General features: G+C 60.4%; 19 protein-coding genes. 11 read left to right on the top strand and 8 right to left on the bottom strand.

The genetic code is table 11. The features are described from left to right. Positions 1-166: 166 nt before the first annotated feature. A complete protein-coding gene (gene lpdA / locus AB3226_RS14900) occupies positions 167-1,567 on the top strand; it encodes a dihydrolipoyl dehydrogenase (protein ID WP_367373579.1) in 1,401 nt (466 codons plus the stop codon). Between the two features lie 153 nt (positions 1,568-1,720). Here the strand turns inward: lpdA and AB3226_RS14895 are convergent, their stop codons facing one another. After that, positions 1,721-2,194 (bottom strand): Lrp/AsnC family transcriptional regulator, encoded by a 474-nt coding sequence (locus tag AB3226_RS14895; protein ID WP_038980472.1) that lies wholly within the window; start codon positions 2,192-2,194, stop codon positions 1,721-1,723. A gap of 145 nt (positions 2,195-2,339) precedes the next feature. On the opposite strand from AB3226_RS14895, the gene AB3226_RS14890 reads away from it, so the two are divergent. Then, positions 2,340-2,969, top strand: coding sequence for a LysE family translocator (locus AB3226_RS14890; protein WP_367373578.1), 630 nt, complete (start codon positions 2,340-2,342; stop codon positions 2,967-2,969). A 3-nt stretch (positions 2,970-2,972) separates the two neighbouring features. Here AB3226_RS14890 and AB3226_RS14885 read toward each other — a convergent pair whose 3' ends face one another. The 7 genes from AB3226_RS14885 to AB3226_RS14855 form a co-directional block, all read right to left on the bottom strand. Next, the gene (locus AB3226_RS14885) at positions 2,973-5,108 is read right to left on the bottom strand and encodes a hypothetical protein (protein WP_367373577.1); all 2,136 of its coding nucleotides are present in this window, start codon (positions 5,106-5,108) and stop codon (positions 2,973-2,975) included. Further along, the gene (locus tag AB3226_RS14880; RefSeq protein WP_367375799.1) at positions 5,095-6,291 is read right to left on the bottom strand and encodes a DUF3142 domain-containing protein; all 1,197 of its coding nucleotides are present in this window, start codon (positions 6,289-6,291) and stop codon (positions 5,095-5,097) included. Before AB3226_RS14880 ends, AB3226_RS14885 begins: the two co-directional genes overlap by 14 nt. Positions 6,292-6,452: 161 nt before the next feature. Next, on the bottom strand, positions 6,453-7,283 hold the full coding sequence (locus AB3226_RS14875) for a class I SAM-dependent methyltransferase (protein WP_367373576.1): 831 nt from the start codon (positions 7,281-7,283) through the stop codon (positions 6,453-6,455). Continuing rightward, positions 7,277-8,431 carry an acyltransferase family protein gene (locus tag AB3226_RS14870; RefSeq protein WP_367373575.1) on the bottom strand — a complete coding sequence of 385 codons (1,155 nt, stop codon included), beginning with the start codon at positions 8,429-8,431 and terminating at the stop codon, positions 7,277-7,279. The genes AB3226_RS14875 and AB3226_RS14870 overlap by 7 nt, the downstream gene beginning before the upstream one ends. Then, entirely contained in the window at positions 8,428-9,327 is a 900-nt protein-coding gene (locus AB3226_RS14865) for a class I SAM-dependent methyltransferase (protein WP_367373574.1), read from the bottom strand. Before AB3226_RS14865 ends, AB3226_RS14870 begins: the two co-directional genes overlap by 4 nt. Continuing rightward, on the bottom strand, positions 9,324-10,628 hold the full coding sequence (locus tag AB3226_RS14860; protein ID WP_367373573.1) for a glycosyltransferase: 1,305 nt from the start codon (positions 10,626-10,628) through the stop codon (positions 9,324-9,326). Before AB3226_RS14860 ends, AB3226_RS14865 begins: the two co-directional genes overlap by 4 nt. Beyond that, positions 10,622-12,187 (bottom strand): glycosyltransferase, encoded by a 1,566-nt coding sequence (locus AB3226_RS14855; protein WP_367373572.1) that lies wholly within the window; start codon positions 12,185-12,187, stop codon positions 10,622-10,624. The genes AB3226_RS14860 and AB3226_RS14855 overlap by 7 nt, the downstream gene beginning before the upstream one ends. Between AB3226_RS14855 and AB3226_RS14850 the strand changes: the two genes are divergently transcribed. The 9 genes from AB3226_RS14850 (at position 12,186) to AB3226_RS14810 (ending at position 21,602) form a co-directional block, all read left to right on the top strand. After that, the gene (locus AB3226_RS14850; protein ID WP_367373571.1) at positions 12,186-12,401 is read left to right on the top strand and encodes a hypothetical protein; all 216 of its coding nucleotides are present in this window, start codon (positions 12,186-12,188) and stop codon (positions 12,399-12,401) included. The genes AB3226_RS14855 and AB3226_RS14850 overlap by 2 nt on opposite strands. Positions 12,402-12,616: 215 nt before the next feature. Beyond that, positions 12,617-13,531 (top strand): GDP-mannose 4,6-dehydratase, encoded by a 915-nt coding sequence (locus AB3226_RS14845; RefSeq protein ID WP_367373570.1) that lies wholly within the window; start codon positions 12,617-12,619, stop codon positions 13,529-13,531. Beyond that, positions 13,528-14,499, top strand: a complete 972-nt coding sequence (gene gmd, locus AB3226_RS14840) for a GDP-mannose 4,6-dehydratase (protein ID WP_367373569.1) — start codon at positions 13,528-13,530, stop codon at positions 14,497-14,499. The genes AB3226_RS14845 and gmd overlap by 4 nt, the downstream gene beginning before the upstream one ends. 3 nt (positions 14,500-14,502) lie before the next feature. Next, a complete protein-coding gene (locus tag AB3226_RS14835; protein ID WP_367373568.1) occupies positions 14,503-15,945 on the top strand; it encodes a mannose-1-phosphate guanylyltransferase/mannose-6-phosphate isomerase in 1,443 nt (480 codons plus the stop codon). Further along, positions 15,946-16,743 (top strand): ABC transporter permease, encoded by a 798-nt coding sequence (locus AB3226_RS14830; protein WP_367373567.1) that lies wholly within the window; start codon positions 15,946-15,948, stop codon positions 16,741-16,743. Further along, positions 16,743-17,996 (top strand): ABC transporter ATP-binding protein, encoded by a 1,254-nt coding sequence (locus tag AB3226_RS14825; protein WP_367373566.1) that lies wholly within the window; start codon positions 16,743-16,745, stop codon positions 17,994-17,996. The genes AB3226_RS14830 and AB3226_RS14825 overlap by 1 nt, the downstream gene beginning before the upstream one ends. Continuing rightward, on the top strand, positions 17,993-19,357 hold the full coding sequence (locus tag AB3226_RS14820; protein WP_367373565.1) for a glycosyltransferase family 4 protein: 1,365 nt from the start codon (positions 17,993-17,995) through the stop codon (positions 19,355-19,357). Before AB3226_RS14825 ends, AB3226_RS14820 begins: the two co-directional genes overlap by 4 nt. After that, positions 19,341-20,471: a glycosyltransferase family 4 protein gene (locus tag AB3226_RS14815; protein ID WP_367373564.1), complete on the top strand. Its 1,131-nt coding sequence runs from the start codon at positions 19,341-19,343 to the stop codon at positions 20,469-20,471. Before AB3226_RS14820 ends, AB3226_RS14815 begins: the two co-directional genes overlap by 17 nt. Beyond that, positions 20,472-21,602 (top strand): glycosyltransferase family 4 protein, encoded by a 1,131-nt coding sequence (locus tag AB3226_RS14810; RefSeq protein WP_367373563.1) that lies wholly within the window; start codon positions 20,472-20,474, stop codon positions 21,600-21,602. It abuts the gene before it with no gap. Positions 21,603-21,692: the final 90 nt, after the last annotated feature.

Below are 21,692 nucleotides of genomic sequence, written 5' to 3'. Positions count from 1 at the left end.
GAAAATGGTGAAATTTTCGTCCTGAATCGTTCTATGTAAAAGCGTTAAACCTGTCGCCAAGCTGAAGCCTTGACCGAAATGCTGAGAAACGCTCATATTACGTTCGTAATTTTTTCTGAAGACTACTTTTTTTCGATCCCGTCCCTCTCAATCCAGGAGTTGCACCATGAGCACCTATGACGTCGTAATTCTGGGCGCCGGCCCCGGCGGTTACAACGCAGCGATCCGCGCCGGGCAGTTGGGCTTGAAAGTGGCGTGCGTGGAAGGCCGCGCCACTCTGGGCGGGACCTGCCTGAATGTCGGCTGCATGCCGTCCAAGGCCCTGCTGCATGCCTCCGAACTCTACGACGCGGCCATGGGGGCGGAATTCGCCAACCTGGGGATTGAGGTCAAACCCGTCCTCAACCTTGTTCAAATGATGAAACAGAAGGATGAAAGCGTTACCGGGCTGACCAAAGGCATCGAGTTTCTGTTTCGCAAAAACAAAGTCGACTGGATCAAGGGCTGGGGCCACATCGACGGGCCGGGCAAAGTCACGGTGACCGACAGCCAGGGCGTCAAGACCGAGCTGAGGGCCAAGGACATCGTTATCGCCACCGGTTCCGAACCCACTCCCCTGCCCGGCGTGGACATCGATAACAAACGCATCCTCGACTCCACGGGCGCCCTGTCGCTGAACGAAGTACCGAAGCACCTGGTGGTGATCGGTGCCGGGGTGATCGGCCTGGAGCTGGGTTCGGTATGGCGGCGCTTGGGCGCCCAGGTGACGGTGGTCGAATTTCTCGACCGGATCTGCCCCGGTGTGGATGGTGAAGCGGGCAAGACCCTTCAGCGCTCATTGAGCAAGCAAGGCATCAGCTTCAAGTTGAGTTCGAAAGTCACCAGCGCCACGACGTCGGCAAGCGGTGTTCAGCTCAGCGTCGAACCGGCCGCGGGTGGCACCGCCGAGCTGCTTGAAGCCGATTACGTGTTGGTGGCCATTGGTCGACGCCCTTATACCCAAGGCCTGGGACTGGAAAACGTCGGTCTCGCCACGGACAAACGCGGGATGCTCGCCAATAAGGGCCACCGCACCGAGGCCGCTGGCGTCTGGGTAATCGGTGATGTCACGTCGGGGCCGATGCTCGCCCACAAGGCCGAAGACGAAGCCATGGCCTGCATCGAGCAAATCGTCGGCAAGGCTGGCGAGGTCAATTACGACCTGATCCCCAGCGTGATCTACACCAAACCGGAGCTGGCCAGCGTCGGCAAGACCGAAGAACAGCTGAAGGCCGAAGGTCGCGCCTATAAGGTCGGCAAGTTTCCCTTCACCGCCAACAGCCGGGCGAAAATTAATCATGAAACCGAAGGCTTCGCCAAAGTATTGGCCGATGAGCGCACTGACGAAGTCCTCGGCGTGCATCTTGTGGGCCCGAGCGTCAGTGAAATGATTGGCGAATATTGCGTGGCCATGGAGTTCAGCGCCTCGGCCGAAGACATCGCCCTGACCTGTCATCCACACCCGACCCGCTCCGAAGCCTTGCGCCAGGCGGCAATGGATGTGGAGGGGATGGCGACGCAGATGTAGGGCGGAGATTGGCGGCAGCTGGTCTACCGCTTGATCGTTCCCACGCTCTGCGTGGGAATGCAGCCCGTGACGCTCCGCGTCACATCAAGAGCCGAACGCGGAGCGTCCGTAGAGGCATTCCCACGCAGAGCATGGGAACGATCCTGACTCGGTCTAAAGCGGCAAATGCTCCAATGGCAGTGCCCCCGGTGTCTTTACCGTATGAATCGCAAAATTGCTGCGAATGTCGCTCACACCCGGCAATTTCAGCAGACGCCCTGTCAGAAACCGGTCATAGGCGCGCAAATCCGGCACCACCACTTGCAGCAGAAAATCCGACTCGCCTGACACCAGGAATGCCGAAATCACTTCAGGCAATGCCGTCACCGCCAAGCGAAAGGCTTCGGCCTGTTCATCGTTGTGTCGTTCGACTTTGACCCCGACAAACACCGTCAGCCCAAGGCCCACTTCATCTCGATCCAGATTGGCCTGATAGCCGCGAATCACTCCCGCCTCTTCCAGCATCCGCACACGACGTAAACAAGGCGAGGCAGACAGGCCAATCTCGTCAGCCAATTGCACGTTGCTCAGGCGTCCGTCCCTTTGCAGCGCCGCAAGAATCTTGCGGTCGTAGGCGTCCAGTTTCATGGTTTGGCATATCCCGATGGTTCAATCATCACAAAATGGCAGGTTATGCCAAATATAGAAGCTTTAGAAGCTGACTACGCAACCACCTGCCCTGCCCCTCAGCCGTAGACTGATCTCACCAAATCGACAACGAATGGGGTGAAACATGGCAGGACTCTGGCTGTTTTTCATGGCACTGGCGGTGGTGTACCTGTTGCCCGGCCCGGACATGATTCTGCTGTTGCAAACCGGCGCGCGTCAGGGCAAAGGCGCGGCGCTGGCCACGGCATTGGGGCTGGGCGTGGCGCGTGGTTGTCATGTGGCCTTGGCCGCGTTGGGTTTGGCGGCGCTATTCAAGACCGCACCGTGGACCTTCGACGTAGTGCGCCTGGTCGGGGCCGCGTACCTGCTGTGGATTGGCATTCAGTGCCTGCGCACCACGATGCTGCCGAGCTTGAACAGTACAGACCCAACCACCGAAAAACCGCATTGGCGCGAGGCGATCCAGCGCGGTTTGCTGACCAACCTGCTCAACCCCAAGGCGCTGCTGTTCTGCTCGGTGCTGTTGCCGCAGTTCATTGAGCCTCATGCCGGGCCAGTGCTCGCGCAATTTGCAACGCTGGGCGTGATGCTGGTCGGTGTCGGGTTGTTGTTCGACAGCGCCTACGCGCTGGTCGGCGCAGCACTGGGCCGCTGGCTGCAACGCAGTCCATCGGCCCAGCGGGTGCAGCAGTGGTTGTTCGGCAGCCTGCTGATCGGCTTCGCGGTGCGGCTGACCTTTGTGCAACAGGTTTGAGGGCTATCGCGCTCTACGACGGTGGCGGCGGCTAATCAGTAACAGCGCCGCCGCCGTGATCGCCACAATAGCGCCTACTTGCACCGGTTTCTTATAGGGCCGCAGCATCGAACGCGTAGCATCGGTGGCCTGGGTTACATAGCGTTTGCTGGCGTTCTGAAAGTCGGGATAAGGACATTGGTGACCGAAGTTCTCCGCCCAATCCACGTACGCCCCTTCTTTTACATAGCGTTGATAGAAGGCACTCTCCTCTTCAAGGCTGGTGTTCCACCCCGCCGCCGCACACAACACCGCCGCAAAAGCATGGCTGGTATGGGGCAGATTATCGGCAGCACGACTGGCCAAAGCTGTTGCGACATAACGATAGTGATAGCGCTCATCGGGTTGAGCGGCGCTGGCTTGCTGACGCAGGACTTCATCTTCAGCCACTAACGGACCGACCTTTAGCTCACGGCTCTCAAGGCTGTAATTACCACCGAATGTGGCGTAATCCGGCGCCATTTCGTAGCCGAGAAGCTCCATTCCCCATCGGCGTGCCATCCCAGCGGCATTGAACAACGCAGCGGCACGTTTGGTCGGCCACCAGGCAGCGTCCGCCTCCTGACGTAACTGCCCGTACGCCTTGGCCTTGTTCTGCAGATCGATATTGTCGAAGTAAGCCGGTGCTTCATCGTAACGTTCTTCGCGCAACAGGCGCCGCCCGAGCAAATTGCGCAGGTTTGCGGCCACCGGCAACGGCACATAATTGTCGCGATCCTGCTGGCTGAGCGGCGGCGGTGCGGGCACCTGAGTGTCGACGTACTGCTTGAGTTCATCGAGGGTCAGCACCCGCTCGGCAACGGTGGCTGCGTCGTACCAGTAAATGCTTTGGCTGCGATAGAGCTGATCAAAGGCTTGCAGATAATCGCCACGCTGCAGGGCCAGGATCGCGCTTTCGCCGTCGACCCGGCACTTGGGCTGCACCGTTTCGTAATCCCAGTCCGGGGTCCGTCGTTCGCCCCAGGACTCGTTCTGCGGAAAGGCCTGGGCTGCCTTGGCATACGCCGCGGCGGCAGCGCTTTTGTCGCCATCACGCAACGCCAGTTTCGCCCGCAGCCACCATGCGAGACCACCGTCACCGGCCTGTTTGAGGAAGGCTTTGGCGCTGGCGTAATCGCCCTGTTGATAATTCATCGCCGCCAGGCGATCGGCGTTATCCAGGCTGCCGCGGGTGCTGTTTTGCAGCAGTTTGATCAGTTTCTGTTCGTTCGGCGGTTGATCACCGAATGACCAGCCCAATCGACTGATCAACGACGCCGTCACCAGTTGCTGCACCGCTTTGCCCTTGAGCAACACGGCCAGTTGATCGTCGGGCATTGCCATCAGATCGGCCATCAACAACTTCAACGAGCTGTAGCCCACCGCCGAACCGTGGAGGTTCTGCGTCGCATAAAGTTTGATGGCGCCATCCCAATCACCCGCGGTGCGAGCCACTCGCGCTTCTTCGCCGAGGCTGGCAACACCCAGCTCCAACGGGTCACTGAAGCCGTCGATGCTCAGCTGACGAGTCTGCTCGAAGGCCTTTCGAGATTGAGTCAGCAGGTCGGGACCCGCGCCCGCCTCTGAACTCATGGCAAACAATGCCCGCCCCAACGAGTAAGCCGCCCAGGTACTGCGCAACGCGCGTTGATCCGCCGGCAGCACCAGCACTTTCTGAAAGTATTCGGCGGCCAAACCATGGTCACCCGCGTTGAACGCCACAGCGCCCGCCAGATAGAACAGATGCTCGGCCGGCAGGCTCGCGCCCTGCTCTTCAACCTGATAGGCATCGGTCAGGCTGCGCAGCTGTTGCACCAGCGCTTGCTGCTCAGGCGTCAGACCGGCCTGTTCGGCGGTGTTGCGCTGACCCGCGTAATCTGGCGCATCGCCGTAACCGTCCCCCGGAATGTTGGTGGCAGCCGTGACATTTTTCAGTCCCGCGATGGCATGCCCGAGGCGACTGATCTCAAAGTTGAAGTTACCTTCCGGCAGCTCCGCCAGCGACTGGCCACGGTTGTCCAGCAGGCGCATGGGGAAGTCCGGCCCGCAGGCCAGCGCCGAACCCAACGGCAGGCTGAGGCTCAGGCAAAGCACATGACGGAGCCAGTTACGGGTGAACATTCGAACCTCCTTGATCAATAGTTGCGCAACGCGCCCAACCGATAGCGCGCTGCCCGCCGGCCGGGATTCGACCCTCGCGCAGGCGGGTGAAGGTAAGCAGATCCGGGCGCTGTTGCAATGCATAACCGGCCAATGCATCGGCGCCATCGCAACCCTGCACCGCCAATGTCAGGCGTTCGGGCCAGGCGCTGTCGAGGTTGCCTTGGTTGCTGACGCTGATGTCGTAGAGGCCGTCCTGCGTCGAGAGCTTCAGCCCCACGCGGCTGTCGAGCGTATCGCCACGCGCCACAGCGGCCAGCGTCGTCAGGCTCCAGGCCCTGCGATCATTGGCCAGCGGCAGGCGAAACCAGATCAGCCCGGCCAGATGAGCCGGCGGATCGGCGCGCAACTCGGCGCCGAGTTTGCTCAGTTGCAGCGGATCCGCCAGTAACTCCCGACGATCGCCACCTCGGTCGATAGACACTTCACTTTCCACGACCGGCGCGCCACCGGTCCCCGGCAACAACGCCACGCCATAAGCCGGCAGTGCCAGATAAAACGGTTTCGAAGTGATACCGCTCCAGGCCCTGGCCCATTGCCGTGCCTGATTCGGGTCGAACAGCCCACGCCGTGGATCGCTCACCGCGTGCACCTGCAATACGCTGCTGTCGACCGTCGCCAGCAACGCCGGCAATTCAGGGCTGTCGAGCCAGGCCGGCAACGCGGTGATGCTCAGTGGCAAGGAAGCCGGCAGAACAGCGCGCAAATGCGTTAGAAATTCGCGGTAGGCCGGTAGCCGGGCGTTACCCGCATCGTGGTCGATTTCCACGCCGGAGAGGACCAGCCCCTGCCCTTGCCAATCGCTGAGCACTTGCTGAATTTGTGCAGTGACCTCGTCCTGATCCAGCCCCTTTAGCTGGCCATCCAGACGAATCACCGCAATCAGCGGTCGGCCATCACGCTTGAGCAGCACCGGATCGATTCGCGCCCGGCTCCAACCGGCTTGTGGAAACGCCTGCAAGGCCAGTACGCGCAAGGTCGAGAAGTCGGCGCGGCTGTCGCGCAGCGCAGCGTCATGGGCCGACATCCATTGTCGTTGCCAGACATAGAGTTGCTGATCGAGCGGCGGCGCGTCCGGTCGCTCGCAACCGTTGAGCAACAGCAATGCGGCGAGCAAGGCCGACAGACGAATGAAAAACACAATGAACCCTCATCCTCTGTGGCGAGGGAGCTTGCTCCCGCTCGGCTGCGCAGCAGTCGCAAATGCAGCCAATGTGGTGTGTCTGATGAAATGAGGGGCTGCTTCGCAGCCCAGCGGGAGCAAGCTCCCTCGCCACAATTGATCTATTACGAATTCCCGGCAGCCTACTCAGCTATCGGCTTGCGGGCAATGATCACCTGACTTTTCGCCACCACCGCGTCCAGCGCCTGTTTGATCTGCGCACCCCGTGGCGAGGACAGAACGGCTTGCCAGGTGTCGGCCCAATGATTGAGCAACGGGTGGTCGGCGTTGCTGAAATCGACCTTGGCTTCCCAGAACAACAGCATCCACATCGACCAATAGAACCCGTACTGGCTATGGCTGATGAGTTCCAGGCCGGCGTCGCTGACCATCGCCTTGAACTGCTCTTCGCTGATGATGCGAATGTGGTTGGGCTTCTGGAAATACTCAGGCGCAGCGATGTCTTTTTGCAGGTCTTCGGAACTCGGATGCGGAACGCTGAGCAAATACAGCGCTCCGGGCTTGCCGACCCGCACCAGTTCGGCGAGGAACTGCGCTGGATCGTCGACGTGTTCGATGACTTCAGTGGACACGACCCGGGTCGCGGTCGCGTCGGCAATCGGCAGCGGGTTGCAGTCGGTGACGTGGCACTCGACGCCCCGCGCCGGCGTGTCGGTCAGGCGCTGACGAGTCGCTTCGACCTTGGCGGCGTCGATGTCGGCGATGATGATCTTCGCCCCGCGCATGCCGCAGAAATGCACGTTGCCGCCGTCACCGCAGCCCACATCCAGTAGTGTGTCCTCGGGGCTGACCGGGAAGCCGGTAAACAGCTCGCCGGTTTGCTGGTTGAACCAGCCGCTGAGCATCGCATCGTGCAGGCCGAGCATGTACGGGTCGACCTTGTCCGGGGCCGAGGGTACTGGCGTCGCGGCAGCGGACGTACCCGCCGTGAGTTTCTTCAAAAGGCTCAACATGAGGTGGCTCCAGAGGATGGAAGGGCTGATCGGGATCCACGCAAGCGTTGCACCAGACGGGCACCCCGGTTGCGCATGGGCAGCTCGATGAATCGGTAGTTGAGATCACTCAGCAGCACGATCAGGCTCATGGCGCAAAACAGCGCCAGTGCCGACTGCATTGCCACGTCCTGCGAACCGGCGGGCGCAAAACGAAACCAGCCTTCGCGCACGGCAAAAAACGCCGGGATGTGGATCAGGTAAATGCCATAGGAACGGGCGCCCAACCAGACCAGTATTTGTTTGAGCCTGCCCTTGGGCAGCAAATAATCGCGATTGTAGGAAGCGATCCAGACCAGCGCCGCGCACAACAAGGCAATGACTGCGACCCGATAGCTCGCCAGGTTGAACGGTGTGCTCGCCAGCACGCTCAGTGCCGCCCCCAGGCCGATCAGTATCAACGGGCCGGACCAGGAGCGGCGTAACAACCGTGGCTCCCAGGTCAGATAGCTCGGCCTTGAACTCCACATCGCCAGCAACACGCCCAATGCCAGAGCATCGGTCCTGATGCTCATCAACAGCGCTGAACGCCAAGTGAACAGCTGCACCGCTATCAGGGCCAGCAACACCCACACCAACCGCTTGCGGCAGACAAAGATCAGCAACGGCAACAGCAGGTAGAACTGCTCTTCAAGGGACAGGCTCCAGTAAACGAAGCTGGCACCGTATTCGAAGCGCATGAAGCTTTCGGCAAAGCGGAAATTGGCAAATTGCAGAAAGCCCGCCAGCGTCGCCTGCAGATTGGCCTGCACCGTGCCAAAGGCACCCGAATGATTGAAATACAGCGCGCCCGATAACATCAGCAGCAGCCACAACCAGGCGGATGGCAACAGACGAAAGGCCCGGCGAATCCAGAAATCACGGGTTTCCTGCCAGAAGGCCTGCGGTGTGTGGCATCCGCGCAGCAGCGGAATCAGACCACGGGCGATCACAAAACCCGAGATCACGAAAAACAGGTCCACGCCCCACCAGAATTGCCCATGGGCCGTACCCGACTCAAAGCCCGGTAGCCCACCCGGAAACGGCATGGTTTGCAGGTGATGCACCAGCACGCCGAGCACGGCGATCCCGCGCAACAACTCGATGTCGAGAATTCGTCGACCACTCATGGCGCAGTCCCGGCCTTTGAGTCAGTCGCCATCGGTTTGCGAGCAATGATCACCTGGCTCTTGGGCATGAACTGATCGAGCATCTGCTTGATCGCCAGCCCATTGGGTTGCGCCAGCAATTCTTGCCAGGTTTTCGCCCAGCTCTCCATCAGCGGTGGGTACGGCGCCTGAATCCGGTCACGCACCGCGCCGCCCAGGTCGCGCCCGGACGCGCGCTCGCTGGCCCAGAAGAAGATCATGCCCATCACCCAGAAAAACCCGGTGGCCTGACGATGCTCGATCACCAGACCGGCGTCCTCCACCAGCGCGGCAAAGCGTTCCGGGGTAAAAATCTGTATGTGATTGGGCGACTGGAAATAGCTGGCCGGTGCGATGCCTTGTTGCAAATGCTCGCCCACCGGAGCCGGCACGCTGAGCAGATACTGCGCACCCGGACGGCCCATGCGCACCAACTCGGCCATGAACGGCTCGGGCTGGTCGATGTGTTCGAGCACTTCCATGCACACGACTTTGCTCGCGCAGCCATCGGCCAGCGGCAACGGCAGGCTATTGCTGACCAGTCCCAGGTTGGACTTGTCCGTCTGCGCTTCCACTTGCCGGGCCAGATCACGGACCTTGTCGTATTCACTGTCGGTAAAAATCACCGACGCGCCCTGACGTACCGCAAACAGTGTCGCAACGCCCTCACCGCAGCCGACATCCAGCAAGGTGTCGTCCGCTGTGATCGCAAAGCCCTTGAGCAATTCGCCGCTATCGCCCGAAAACCAGCCATCGAGCATGGCGTCGTGCAAGCCGACATCGCGCGGCGACACGCGGCCTTGCGCAACCGGTGCAGGCACAGGCACCGGTTCGGGTTTCGCCACTGGACGCAGCCAACTCATCAATGCGCGGATCATGCCTCGGGGGTTTCCACGGCAGATGTAGCGCGGGTTTCGAACAGCCGGGCAAGAAATGCTTTCAGACGCTGTTCAGCGGTCGTCTGGCTGCAGAAGTTTTGCAGGCTGGTCACCGCGTGGGCGGACATCCTTGCATAGCGTTGCGGATCGTCCGTGGCCACGTCATAGCTGGCCCGATAGGCTGTGCACAGCGAGGCCCAATTGGTGATGTAACGCAGGGTGCGAAACGCCTTGCGTGGGTCGTGGGGCCAGGCTGTCAGCTCATCCGTGGAGTCAATGAGGAAAGCGTTGTCGGCGTCCAGGTAATCGATCATCGCCGTGGTGCGCGGCGCCACCGCCGGCTTGCCACAGGACATGAACTCCATCAGCGGAAGGCACTGGCCCTCGCCGTAGGATGTGTTCACCGCGTAACTCGTGGCCTGCACCAGACGTTCGTAGTCCGCATCCGCGAGGTAGCCGTAAATCAACACGATGCGGCAGCGGTAAGGCTGGTTTTTGTACAAGTGATGAAGGATATCGGTCAGCGCTTCTTCGGCATCGTGGTGCGTCAGTTTGAGCACCAGCGTGGCGTCTTCCACCTCGCGGAAAGTCACGCAAAAGGCGCTGAGCATGTCTTCCCAATTCTTGCGCCCGTCGCCGGGGTTGAACACCGAGGTATAGATCACACCGTCGAGCACCAGCTCCTGTTCACGAGCGGGCGCCTGAAAGTCGATGCCCTTGCCGGCACGCAGATGCGCAGGACCAAAGGCCCGCAGATCAAGTTGGCGACTGTCTGCCAGCAAGCCTTTGATCTTCAATCGCACCTGGCGGGCCTTTGGCTGGCGCTGCAGCTGCGCACCGCGCTCGGCAAAGCGATCCCACACCGGCGCCGGCACCGCGACGATCGGATAGTCGGCGCCCATGGATTCGCGCACGGCGTTGACGGTGTAGCTGGAATGGGTGATCGCCGCACCGCATGCGCGCAACACCGTGCGCCAGTCATTACGCGGATCACCGGCAAATGGCTCGTTGGGGATGGTGCTGAACTCCCACGCAAACACCGCCAGGGTCGGACAGGCGAAATGCACCGGCGTGCGATGGGGTGGCGAGAACGAAAGGAACACGCAGTCTTCGCCATGGGACAGGCAGTCGAGGTACAGGGCGTCGACTTCGGTCTGCGGGTCGCTGACTTCCACTACCCGCCCCAGTCGCTCCAGCACCGGCCGATACTCCTTGAGCACGAAGTAGTAGCTGTATTCCGAACGGCCAAGGTTCTGGGCAATGGTGCGCTGGTTGGTTTCCGAATGAATGATGATCAGCATGAGGCGTTATCCGTCGCGGCCGCTGCCGGCACACTGTGTGGCGCCAGCCCGAAAAAGTCCGCCAGGCGCTGTTGCACCGGAACGAAGGCACAGTATTCGTGCATGCGCTCGACCGCAGCGTGAGACATGCGCTGATACTCCAGCGGCTGCTCCTTGGCGATCCGGTAGCTGTTTTCGTAGGCCGCTTTCAACGAACCCCAGTCCGGTCGATATCGCAGGGTACGGTAAATAATGCGGGTGTCCTGGGGCCAGATGGTCAACTCTTCGCTGGACTTGACCACAAACGCCACACGCTCATCGATGTAATCCTCCATGGCCGTGTGGTCCGGGGCGATCACCGGTTTGCCGCTGGCCATGAACTCCATCAATGGCAGGCACAAGCCCTCGCAGCGCGAAGCGTTGACGTAATAACTCGCCGCCTCATAGAGCCGGGCATATTGCGGATCGTCCAGGTAACCGTGCATCACCACCACCCGACAGGCGAACGGCGACAGCTGCGCCAGCAAGGTCATCAGCTCGGTGTAGTAGGCCGACAGGTCGCTCTGGGTGATCTTCAATACCAACGTGGCATCCTCGGTTTCCCGGAACGCCCAGCAGAATGCGCTGATCAGTTGATGCCAGTTCTTGCGCCCGTCCTTGGGGTTGAACACGGTGACGTAGACCACGCCGTCGACTCGGGTTTGCACCTGGTCCGTAGTGTCTGGCAGGTCCACCGTTGCCGGGACATGGACCGGCAACGACTGCTGACCGGCAATGGCCGGGAGGTATTTTGCGAGCCTGGAGTGAGCCGGATCGGACAACAGATCGCGAATCCCCTCCCAGTACCACTGGCTCAGAAAATGAGTGCGATGGACCGGCACCGGTTGCGCCTTGCCCAGGTCCAGCGCCCACAGACGCAAGTAGTGCCTGGCGATGACGAAGCGGCGTTTCAGGGTCAGCGGCGGCGGTCGCAAGGCATCGAGTTCGGCCTGCTGCTCGGGGGTCAACGGCGGTGGAATCAGTGAGTCGGCAAACAGTCCGAGCGTATGGGTATCGAGGATGCAGCCCTTGATGTCGAGGGTCGAACCGGCATTGACCGGCACGCTGGTATGATGGCTCCGGATGGTCGCGAAGTTTTCCCACAACGGGGTCGGCAATACCAACACCGGAAAGTCTTCGCCCATGGCCCGACGAATCGCCCGCGCGGTATGACTGGAGAGAGTGATCACCCGGCCCTGGCGCGCCAGTATACGGGTCCAGTTCTGTCGGGGATCGTTGTCCCACTGCTCATCGGGAATCGAATCGAACTCCCAGGCCACCACGCAGATCGTCGGGCATTCAAGATCGTTCGGGGTTTTCTGCGGTGGAGTGAAAGACAGGAACAGGCTGTCTTCGCCAGCGGCATGCAGTTGCCTGTAGAGGGGGTCGACCTCGGCGGTGGAGGACACCACATGCACCCGCCCAAGGCTTTCGAGCACCGGGCGATAAGCCTTGAGCACGAAGTAATAACTGTATTCGGGACGACCAAGACTTTGGCTGATGGAGCTGTCGTTGACGTCCGAGTAAAGAATGAAATTCATGGCATCCCACGATGAGGCCGCCATCCCGGCGACCTCACTCTATGACGGCGAAGCCATGGATCGAGTCGGCATTTGTCCGCCCTCGTCCATTGTCTTCATGCCCGTCTACGTTCTTGTTTTAGTGGTCAGTTTCGCGGAGTTCCAGAACAACCTTGCCGAACCCTGGTCGATCGTGACGAGGGGCATTCTAAACACATCCATCAAGGGTTCGTGAACCGCTCGGCGAGAATAAATAGACCTGCAAAAACGAGAACTGACCAGTCACGGTGGGACCTGTTGAAATTGCTGCGCAATTGGCACAGATTGGCTATCAAACAACTACAACAACGACTTCGCCTGTCTTTCGACCCAGTCATCCACCCGGTCTGACAGACATCTCCGCCAAGCCTGTGGGGAATGGACGAGGTTTTATCATCAAGGGGCCATTGCTTGAAAAAGCGTCTGTTCGTCACGGGTCTGAGTGGATTCGTAGGACAACACATCCAATCTCGTCTGAAGGCTGATGCCTCGGAATGGGAACTGCTGCCTGCCCCTTCCCGGTACGATCTTGAACAGCCAGAAAGCCTTGAAGGCCTGTGGCCAGAGATGCCCGACGCGGTCATTCACCTGGCCGGCCAGACTTTCGTTCCCGAAGCCTTCCGTGATCCGGCGCGTACGCTGAATATCAACCTGCTGGGCACCCTCAACCTGCTTCAAGCCCTCAAGACCCGCGGCTTCAACGGTACCTTCCTGTACGTCAGCTCCGGTGACGTCTATGGCCAGGTCAACGAGACCGATCTGCCCATCACCGAAGGCCAGCCACCCTGCCCGCGCAATCCTTATGCCGTGAGCAAACTGTCGGCGGAGTTCCTGAGCCTGCAATGGGGCCTGAGCGAGGGCTGGCCGGTATTGGTTGCGCGCCCGTTCAACCATATCGGCACCGGGCAGAAAGACAGCTTCGTCATTGCCAGCGCTGCACGGCAGATCAGCCGGATCAAGCAAGGCCTGCAAGCACCGCAACTGGAAGTCGGTGACATCGATGTCACCCGCGACTTCCTTGATGTGGGCGATGTGGTGTCGGCCTACCTGACGTTGCTGGAAAAAGGCGCGCCGGGGCAGGTCTACAACATTTGCTCGGGGCGCGAGCAGAGCATTCGCAGTTTGATTGAACAGCTGGGGGACCTCGCCCAGGTCGATATGCAATTGATTCAGGATCCGGCGCGTCTTCGCCGCGCGGATCAGCGTCGCGTTTGTGGCAGCCACGCCAAGCTTGCCCAGACCACAGGATGGACGCCTGAAATCACAACACAACAATCCCTGCGGGCGATCCTGTCCGACTGGGAGAAGCGAGTACGACAAGAATGACAAAAAGTGCACTGATCACAGGAATTACCGGCCAGGACGGCGCGTATCTGGCCAAACTGTTGCTCGACAAGGGTTACAAGGTTCACGGCCTGGTGGCGCGGCGCAGCAGCGATTCGCGTTGGCGGCTGCGCGAGACGGGGATCGAGGGCGATATCGTCTATCTGGACGGCGACATGGCCGATGCCTGCTCGGTGCAGCGCGCGGTGATCAAGTCGGCGCCGGACGAGGTCTATAACCTGGCAGCGCAAAGCTTTGTCGCCGCCTCCTGGGATCAACCGGTGACCACTGGCATCGTCGACGGCCTGGGCGTGACCCATCTGCTCGAAGCAATCCGCCAGTTCAGTCCGCACACCCGCTTCTATCAAGCGTCCACCAGTGAAATGTTCGGCTTGATTCAAGCCGAACAACAGGACGAAAACACGCCGTTTTACCCGCGCAGCCCGTACGGCGTGGCCAAGCTCTACGGCCACTGGATCACCGTGAACTACCGCGAAAGCTTCAACCTGCACGCCAGCAGCGGGATCCTGTTCAACCACGAATCGCCGCTGCGCGGCATCGAGTTCGTGACCCGTAAGGTTACCGACGCCGCCGCTCGCATCAAACTGGGCAAACAGCAGGAGCTGCGCCTGGGCAACATCGACGCGAAACGCGATTGGGGATTCGCCGGCGACTACGTCGAAGCCATGTGGCTAATGCTGCAACAAGACAAGCCTGACGATTACGTGGTCGCCACCGGCGTGACCACCACCGTGCGCGAAATGTGCCGCATCGCTTTCGATCACATCGGCCTCAACTACCGCGACTACGTGAAGATCGACTCGGCATTTTTCCGTCCGGCCGAGGTAGAGGTGCTGCTTGGTAACCCGGCCAAGGCCATGCGCGTTCTGGGTTGGAAGCCAAAAACAGATCTGGACACCTTGATCCGCATGATGATGGATGCGGACATGAAACGCGTTGCCAAGGAGTAGATCATGCTGATTCCCGTGATTCTCTCCGGCGGTGCCGGGACCCGTTTGTGGCCTGTGTCCCGTGAAGGCCATCCCAAGCCGTTCATGACCCTGCCCGACGGTCAGTCGCTGCTGAGTAAAACTTATCGGCGTGCAGCCGGTTTGCTCGATGGCTGGGGCGATATCGTCACGGTGACCAACCGCGACTATTACTTCCAGAGCAAGGATCACTATCAGGATGCGCGCCTGGAGCGCCATCGCGGGCATTTCCTGCTCGAGCCGATGGGCCGCAATACAGCCCCGGCCATCGCGGCAGCGGCCCTTTCGCTACAAGCCCTGCACGGCGACGAAGCGATCATGGTGGTGATGCCCGCCGACCATCTGATCCTCCACGAAGACGCGTTGAAGAGCGCGGTCGAGCACGCCATGACGCTGGCCAAGGCCGGTCATCTGGTGACCTTCGGCGTCGTGCCGACAGCCCCGGAAACCGGCTTTGGCTACATCGAAACCGGTGCGCCGCTGGACGACAAAGGCGCCGCCAAGGTGCAGCGCTTCGTTGAAAAACCTGATTTGCAAACCGCCACGCATTATCTGGAGAGCGGCAATTTCCTGTGGAATTCGGGGATGTTCTGCTTCTCGATCGCCACGCTGCTGGCCGAGTTGCACCTTCACGCCCCCGCACTGCTTGAACAGGCTCGGGCCTGCATGGCGGCCAGTGCGCCGGTGGAAACCGGTGGTTGCCTGCAACAGGAACTGTCGCCAACGCACTTCGCCGAAATCACCGACATCTCCATCGACTACGCCTTGATGGAACGCTCCGACAAAGTGGTCGTGGTGCCAGCCTCTTTCGACTGGAGCGACATCGGTTCCTGGGGCGCCGTGGCGGCGCTGGTGCCGGCCGATGCACAGAACAATCGCGCCAGCGGCGATGCGATCTTCATCGACAGCCACAACAACTTCATCCAGAGCGAAGACCGGTTGGTGGCCGCAGTGGGTGTGGATAACCTGATCATCATCGACACTGCCGACGCGGTGCTGGTGGCCCACGCCGACCGCGCCCAGGATGTGCGCCGGGTAGCCCGGCAGCTCAAGGACAAAAAACACGAAGCCTATCGCCTGCACCGCACAGTCAGCCGACCTTGGGGCACTTACACCGTGCTCGAGGAAGGTCCGCGGTTCAAGATCAAACGTATCGTGGTCAAACCCGGTGCCAAGTTGTCGTTGCAGATGCACCACCACCGCAACGAACACTGGGTGGTAGTCGAAGGCATGGCCAAGGTCACCAACAACGGTTCCGGGTCGCACCTGGTGGCCAAGAACGAGTCGACGTTCATTGCCGCCGGGCACAGGCACCGCCTGGAAAACCCCGGCGTGATCGACCTGGTGATCATTGAAGTGCAAAGCGGTGAATACCTGGGGGAGGACGATATCGTTCGCTTCGAAGACCAATACGGCAGGACGGTTTGAATGTTGCTTTCCCTGTATCGCTCGCTGTGGGGCTATCGAGGTTTCATCCTCGGTAGCGTCAAGCGAGAGTTTCAAGCGCGTTATCGCAATTCGCTGTTCGGTGCCCTGTGGACCGTGCTCAATCCGCTGTCGATGATCGTCGTCTACACCGTAATTTTTTCCCACATCATGCGCGCACGCCTGCCGGGTGTGGATGACGGCATGGCCTACAGCATCTATCTATGCGCGGGGTTGCTGACCTGGGGGCTGTTCTCGGAAATCACCCTGCGCAGCCAGAACATGTTTTTGGAGAACGCCAACCTGCTGAAGAAAATCAGCTTCCCGAGAATCTGCCTGCCGGTGATCGTACTGTTCAACGCCGGCATCAACTTCGCAATCATCATCGGACTGTTCCTGGGTTTTCTACTGATCACTGGACGCCTGCCGGGCATGGCCCTGTTGGCGTTGCTGCCGCTGCTGGCGTTGCAAGTGATGTTCTGCGCCGGGCTGGGGATGATCCTCGGCGTGCTGAACGTGTTCTTTCGCGATGTCGGGCAATTCTTCGGCATCTGCCTGCAATTCTGGTTCTGGCTTACGCCGATCGTGTACCCGATGAGCATCCTGCCCGAGTGGGTCCAGCGGCTGTTACAACTCAACCCGCTGACGAACTTGATTGGCAGTTACCAGAACCTGTTCCTCTACGGCCAATGGCCGGTCTGGAGTTCGCTGCTGCCGATCTTCGTGATCGGCGTGTTGTTCTGCGTAATCGGGCTGCGGCTGTTTCGTCAGCGAGTCGGCGAAATGGTGGATGAACTCTGATGGGGCACATACGCGTGACCGGCCTGGGCAAGGCCTACAAGCAATACCCCACGCGCTGGAGCCGACTGGCCGAGTGGCTGATCCCGTTTTCGCCGATCCGTCATCGCCAGCACTGGGTGCTGCAAGACGTGGCATTCGAGATCGCTCCCGGTGAAGCGGTGGGCATCGTCGGAGTCAACGGCGCCGGCAAAAGTACCTTGCTGAAAATGATCACCGGCACCACCCAACCCACCTGTGGGCAGATTCAGCTCGAAGGCCGCGTCGCCGCCCTGCTGGAACTGGGCATGGGTTTTCACCCGGATTTCACCGGCCGGCAGAACGCGATCATGGCCGGGCAATTGCTGGGCATGCAGGTCGAAGAAATCGAAACCCTGATGCCGCAAATCGAACACTTCGCGGAAATCGGCGAAGCCATCGACCACCCGGTGCGCACCTACTCCAGCGGCATGCAGATGCGCCTGGCGTTCAGCGTGGCCACCGCCCGCCGCCCGGACATCCTGATCGTCGACGAAGCGCTGTCGGTGGGCGACGCCTACTTCCAGCACAAGAGCTTTGAACGCATCCGCAGCTTCCGCAAGGCCGGCACCACATTGCTGATCGTGTCCCACGACCGCTCGGCAATTCAGTCGATCTGCGACTCGGCGATCCTCCTGGAAAACGGCCACATGGCCATGCACGGCAAGCCCGAAGCCGTCATGGACTACTACAACGCCCTGCTTGCCGAGCGTGAAGGCCAGACGGTGCGTCAGGAAATGCTCGCGGACGGCCAGGTGCAAACCGTTTCCGGCACCGGTGAAGCCGGGATCCTCAGCGTGCGCATGCTCGATGAGCGCGAGCACGCCATCGATGCCGCCGAAGTCGGCCAGCCGGTGGTGCTTGAGGTGCAAGTCGAAGTGCGCCAGGACATCGAACGCCTGGTGCTGGGTTTCATGATCAAGGATCGGCTGGGCCAGGCCATGTACGGCATCAATACCCATCGTCAGGACCTCGCCCTCACCGATCTGCAGGCCGGCGAACGGGTGACCTACCGCTTTGCCTTCGTCATGGGCCTGGGCAAGGGCAACTATTCCGTGGCCCTGAGCCTGTCGCGGCTGGACTCGCACCTGGACCGCAATTTCGAGTGGCGCGACTACGGCTTGGTGTTCCACGTGATCAACAACCGACACGAAGACTTCGTCGGTTGCTCGTGGCTGGGGGCAAAAACCACCATCACGCGCGCAGCCGAATCGATTGTCTCGGAGAACACGCCATGACCCGTCTTATGGTGGAATGCACGTACGTGTTCCAGCATCCCAAGGTCAATTCGGGCATTCAGCGAGTGGTGCGCAACGTCATCAATCAGTTACCTGAACGCGTCGATGGCGTTGAGTGCATCCCTGTGGTGATGCTTAAAGGCAAGCTCTACCGGGTTCTGAAGCTGAGCCCTTCGGGCATCCCTTTTTTCAATGGGCTGATGGAATTCGGTGGGCGTCTGGAGCGATTGGCCCATCGTTTCTGGCAACTGCACCAGCGCCTCGACAAACGCTGCACATCGCGATGGACCCGGCGTGCGCTGTATGTGGCCTACCGCCTTACGGCACTGGCGGGGTTCAGCGTACCGTTGCGTGTGATTGACCGGATCAACCAATATCACCTGCCCAAACGTTGCTCGCCGCTGCAGCATCAACCGGGCGATCAATTAGTGTTGCTGGATTCGTCCTGGCACGCCGATTTCTTCCCGTTGGCCGAACAGCTCAAACGCGAAGGCGTGGGCATTGTCTCGGTGATCTACGACCTGATTCCCCTGACCCACCCGCAGTTCTACGACACGCGACTGGTGCAGATTTTCAACGAGTGGTTCGACTGGATCGCCAAAACCGCCGACGGCTACGTGGCGATTTCCGCCACGGTGCGCGATCAGGTGCGCGAGGAATTGCATCGTCGCGTCGGTCCTGCCAAAGCCGAGACCTTGTGGTTCGACTATTTCCACCTGGGCTCCGAGCTGGACCTGCGCGAAGAAACCGCCACCGTCGAAACGCGTTTGACACGGCTGTTCGATACCCCGGAACCGGTGTTTCTGATGGTCAGCACCATCGAGCCGCGCAAGAACCATGACTACTTGCTGGACGCCTTCGAACTCGCCTGGGCCGCAGGTTCCACCGCCCGTCTGTGCATCGCCGGGCGCATTGGCTGGAAGTGCGATGCCCTGCTCGCCCGGGTGCGCAATCACCCGCAGCTGAATACGCGACTGTTCATGTTTAACGACCTGAGCGACACCAGCCTCGAACACGCCTATTCCCACGCCAGTGCGCTGGTATTTGCGTCCTACGTCGAAGGCTTCGGCCTGCCACTGGTGGAAGCCATGCAGCGTGGCTTGCCGGCCATGGGCAGTGACATCCCGGTTTTCCGTGAAATAGGCGGCGAGTTCATGGCGTACTTCGACCTGGCCGAACCCCAAAGCCTGGCCGATCTGGTTGCTCGATTCGAGAGCAGCAAACAATTCCCGGCCGCCCTCGATGTGGCGGACTGGCGCTGGATCGGCTGGCGTGAAGCCAGTGCGCAAATGGCCGAACGGACCCTGCGCAACCTTGTGGAAACACCCGTGGTAGAGAGGCAACATGCGAATTGCCCTTAACGCACGAATCCTCCAGGCCCCGCGCACCGGTATCGGCCATTACGTTGCCGAACTGGTGAATGCCCTGGCCGGTGAGCCGGATGTTGAATTGTCGTTGTTCCATGGCTGGGGCTGGAGCTCTTCGCTACCCGATGCCGCCATGCCGGGTTACTCGCGACTGACGCCATTGTTGCGGCAGATACCAGGGGCGTATCAGGCTCGGCGCTGGCTGACGCAGAAACGCTTTGATCAAGGCCGCGCCCAGGCGATCGACCTTTATCACGAACCCAGTCTGTGGCCATTGTCGTTCGACGGCCCGACGGTCATCACCCTGCATGACCTGACGCACTTGCACTATCCCGAGACGCAACCGCCGGCGCGCCTGCGAGAAATCGAGCGGCGACTGGCCGATGGCGTGCAACAGGCGCAGCTGATTCTCACCGATTCGCAGTGCATCGCCGACGAAGCTCAGGCCCATTTCGCCCTGCCAGCCGAGCGTTTTGTGGTCGCACCGTTGGGCGTGGCGGCACGTTTCCACCCCCGCGAACCCGAGGCCATCGATGCCGTGCTCAAGGCCCACGGGGTTGAAATGCGGGAATATTTTCTCTGTGTCGGCACCCTGGAGCCACGCAAGAACCTGACCCTGGCCCTGCGCGCTCACGCCCAACTGCCGGAAGCGCTGCGCCAGCGTTTTCCGCTATTGATCGTCGGCATGGCCGGCTGGCAGCGCGAACAGTTCAGCGATGAGCTGCGCCAGGCATTGGCCAATGGTCATGTGTGTTTGCTCGGCTATCTGCCCGACGAGCAAGTCGCGCAGCTGTTGGCGGGCGCCCGGGCGCTGATTTTCCCGTCGCTCTACGAAGGCTTCGGCCTGCCGGTGCTGGAGGCCATGGCCAGCAGCACGCCGGTCATCCTGACCCGACGTTCGGCCATGCCCGAAGTCGCAGGTGTTGCGGGCAACTATATTGAACCTGACGATCCGAACAGCCTGCGCGATGCCATGCGCCGTCTGATCGACGACCAAACACATTGGCAGGGATGCTCGGACGCCGGATTGCAACAGGCAAGGCTTTTTTCCTGGGAACGTTGCGCAAAGGTCACGGCCCGCGCCTACCGCCAGGCTATGGGAGGTTGAATGCGAGTTCTTCATTTTTTCAAGACGTACCTGCCTGACTCGGTCGGCGGGATCGAACAAGTGATCTTCCAGTTGTGCGAAAGCGGCGCCCAACATGGCATTCAAGGCCAGGTGCTGACCCTCAGTGCCGATCCGACACCGCCGGTGGTGCAGCTCGGGCAACACGAAGTGCATCGGGCCAAACTCGACATTCAGTTCGCTTCCACAGGCTTTTCTTACAGCGTCTTCAAGCAATTTCGCGAAATGGCCGCTGAAGCGGACGTGGTCAATTACCACTTCCCGTGGCCGTTCATGGACCTGGTGCATTTCTTCAGCGGCATGAACAAACCCAGCGTAGTGACCTACCACTCGGACATCATTCGCCAGAAACACCTGCTCAAACTTTACCGGCCACTGATGAACCGCTTTCTCGCCAGCGCTGACCGAATCGTCGCCGCCTCCCCCAACTATCTGCACACCAGTGACGTGTTGCAGCAGTTTCAGGACAAAACTCGAGTCATTCCCTACGGCCTGAACAAGGCCGGTTATCCACAGGCTGATAGCGAACGCATGGACCGTTGGCGGCAAAAGCTTGGGGATAAGTTTTTCCTGTTTGTGGGCGTGATGCGCTATTACAAAGGCCTGCACATCCTGCTCGACGCCTTGAAAGACGTGGACTACCCGGTGGTGATCGTCGGCGCCGGGCCGCTGGAAGCCGAACTGCACGCCCAGGCTGCGGCGTTGGGTTTGCGCAATATTCACTTCCTCGGGCGCTTAGGGGACGAAGACAAAGTCGCGCTGCTGCAACTGAGTTACGCGATCGTATTTCCGTCACACCTGCGCTCCGAAGCGTTCGGCATCTCGCTGCTTGAAGGCGCGATGTACGGCAAACCGATGATCTCCAGCGAAATCGGCACCGGCACCAGCTACATCAACATCCACAACGAAACCGGGCTGGTAGTGCCGCCGAGTCATCCACAGGCGTTCCGTGAAGCCATGCGCACGCTGTGGGAGAACCCGACGCTTGCAGCCGAAATGGGCGTGAAGGCAGAAGCCCGTTATTGGCAGTTGTTCACGGCGGAAGAAATGGGTCGCAAATGGACCCAGTTGTATGAAGAACTGCTGGAAGAAAAATCCCTGTCCTACGCCTAACTGCTTTTTGTGGGAGCGGGCTTGCCCGCGATGGCTGAGTCTCAGTCAACATCAATGTTGAATGTTAATCCGTCATCGCGGGCAAGCCCG

The organism is Pseudomonas lini (assembly GCF_964063345.1).
Taxonomy (GTDB): Bacteria; Pseudomonadota; Gammaproteobacteria; order Pseudomonadales; family Pseudomonadaceae; genus Aquipseudomonas; species Aquipseudomonas lini_B.
Note: the sequence above shows the minus strand (reverse complement) of the source record. Positions and strands in the feature narration are given on the sequence as shown.

Bases quoted from the DNA above. Each gene is read 5' to 3' on its own strand.
- AB3226_RS14885 (WP_367373577.1), bottom strand. From the start codon at position 5,108: ATGTTCACCCGTAACTGGCTCCGTCATGTGCTTTGCCTGAGCCTCAGC.
- gmd (WP_367373569.1), top strand. From the start codon at position 13,528: ATGACAAAAAGTGCACTGATCACAGGAATTACCGGCCAGGACGGCGCG.
- AB3226_RS14890 (WP_367373578.1), top strand. From the start codon at position 2,340: ATGGCAGGACTCTGGCTGTTTTTCATGGCACTGGCGGTGGTGTACCTG.
- AB3226_RS14870 (WP_367373575.1), bottom strand. From the start codon at position 8,431: ATGAGTGGTCGACGAATTCTCGACATCGAGTTGTTGCGCGGGATCGCC.
- AB3226_RS14825 (WP_367373566.1), top strand. From the start codon at position 16,743: ATGGGGCACATACGCGTGACCGGCCTGGGCAAGGCCTACAAGCAATAC.
- AB3226_RS14865 (WP_367373574.1), bottom strand. From the start codon at position 9,327: ATGATCCGCGCATTGATGAGTTGGCTGCGTCCAGTGGCGAAACCCGAA.
- AB3226_RS14850 (WP_367373571.1), top strand. From the start codon at position 12,186: ATGGCATCCCACGATGAGGCCGCCATCCCGGCGACCTCACTCTATGAC.
- AB3226_RS14830 (WP_367373567.1), top strand. From the start codon at position 15,946: ATGTTGCTTTCCCTGTATCGCTCGCTGTGGGGCTATCGAGGTTTCATC.
- AB3226_RS14835 (WP_367373568.1), top strand. From the start codon at position 14,503: ATGCTGATTCCCGTGATTCTCTCCGGCGGTGCCGGGACCCGTTTGTGG.
- AB3226_RS14895 (WP_038980472.1), bottom strand. From the start codon at position 2,194: ATGAAACTGGACGCCTACGACCGCAAGATTCTTGCGGCGCTGCAAAGG.
- AB3226_RS14860 (WP_367373573.1), bottom strand. From the start codon at position 10,628: ATGCTGATCATCATTCATTCGGAAACCAACCAGCGCACCATTGCCCAG.
- AB3226_RS14820 (WP_367373565.1), top strand. From the start codon at position 17,993: ATGACCCGTCTTATGGTGGAATGCACGTACGTGTTCCAGCATCCCAAG.
- AB3226_RS14815 (WP_367373564.1), top strand. From the start codon at position 19,341: ATGCGAATTGCCCTTAACGCACGAATCCTCCAGGCCCCGCGCACCGGT.
- lpdA (WP_367373579.1), top strand. From the start codon at position 167: ATGAGCACCTATGACGTCGTAATTCTGGGCGCCGGCCCCGGCGGTTAC.
- AB3226_RS14810 (WP_367373563.1), top strand. From the start codon at position 20,472: ATGCGAGTTCTTCATTTTTTCAAGACGTACCTGCCTGACTCGGTCGGC.
- AB3226_RS14875 (WP_367373576.1), bottom strand. From the start codon at position 7,283: ATGTTGAGCCTTTTGAAGAAACTCACGGCGGGTACGTCCGCTGCCGCG.
- AB3226_RS14855 (WP_367373572.1), bottom strand. From the start codon at position 12,187: ATGAATTTCATTCTTTACTCGGACGTCAACGACAGCTCCATCAGCCAA.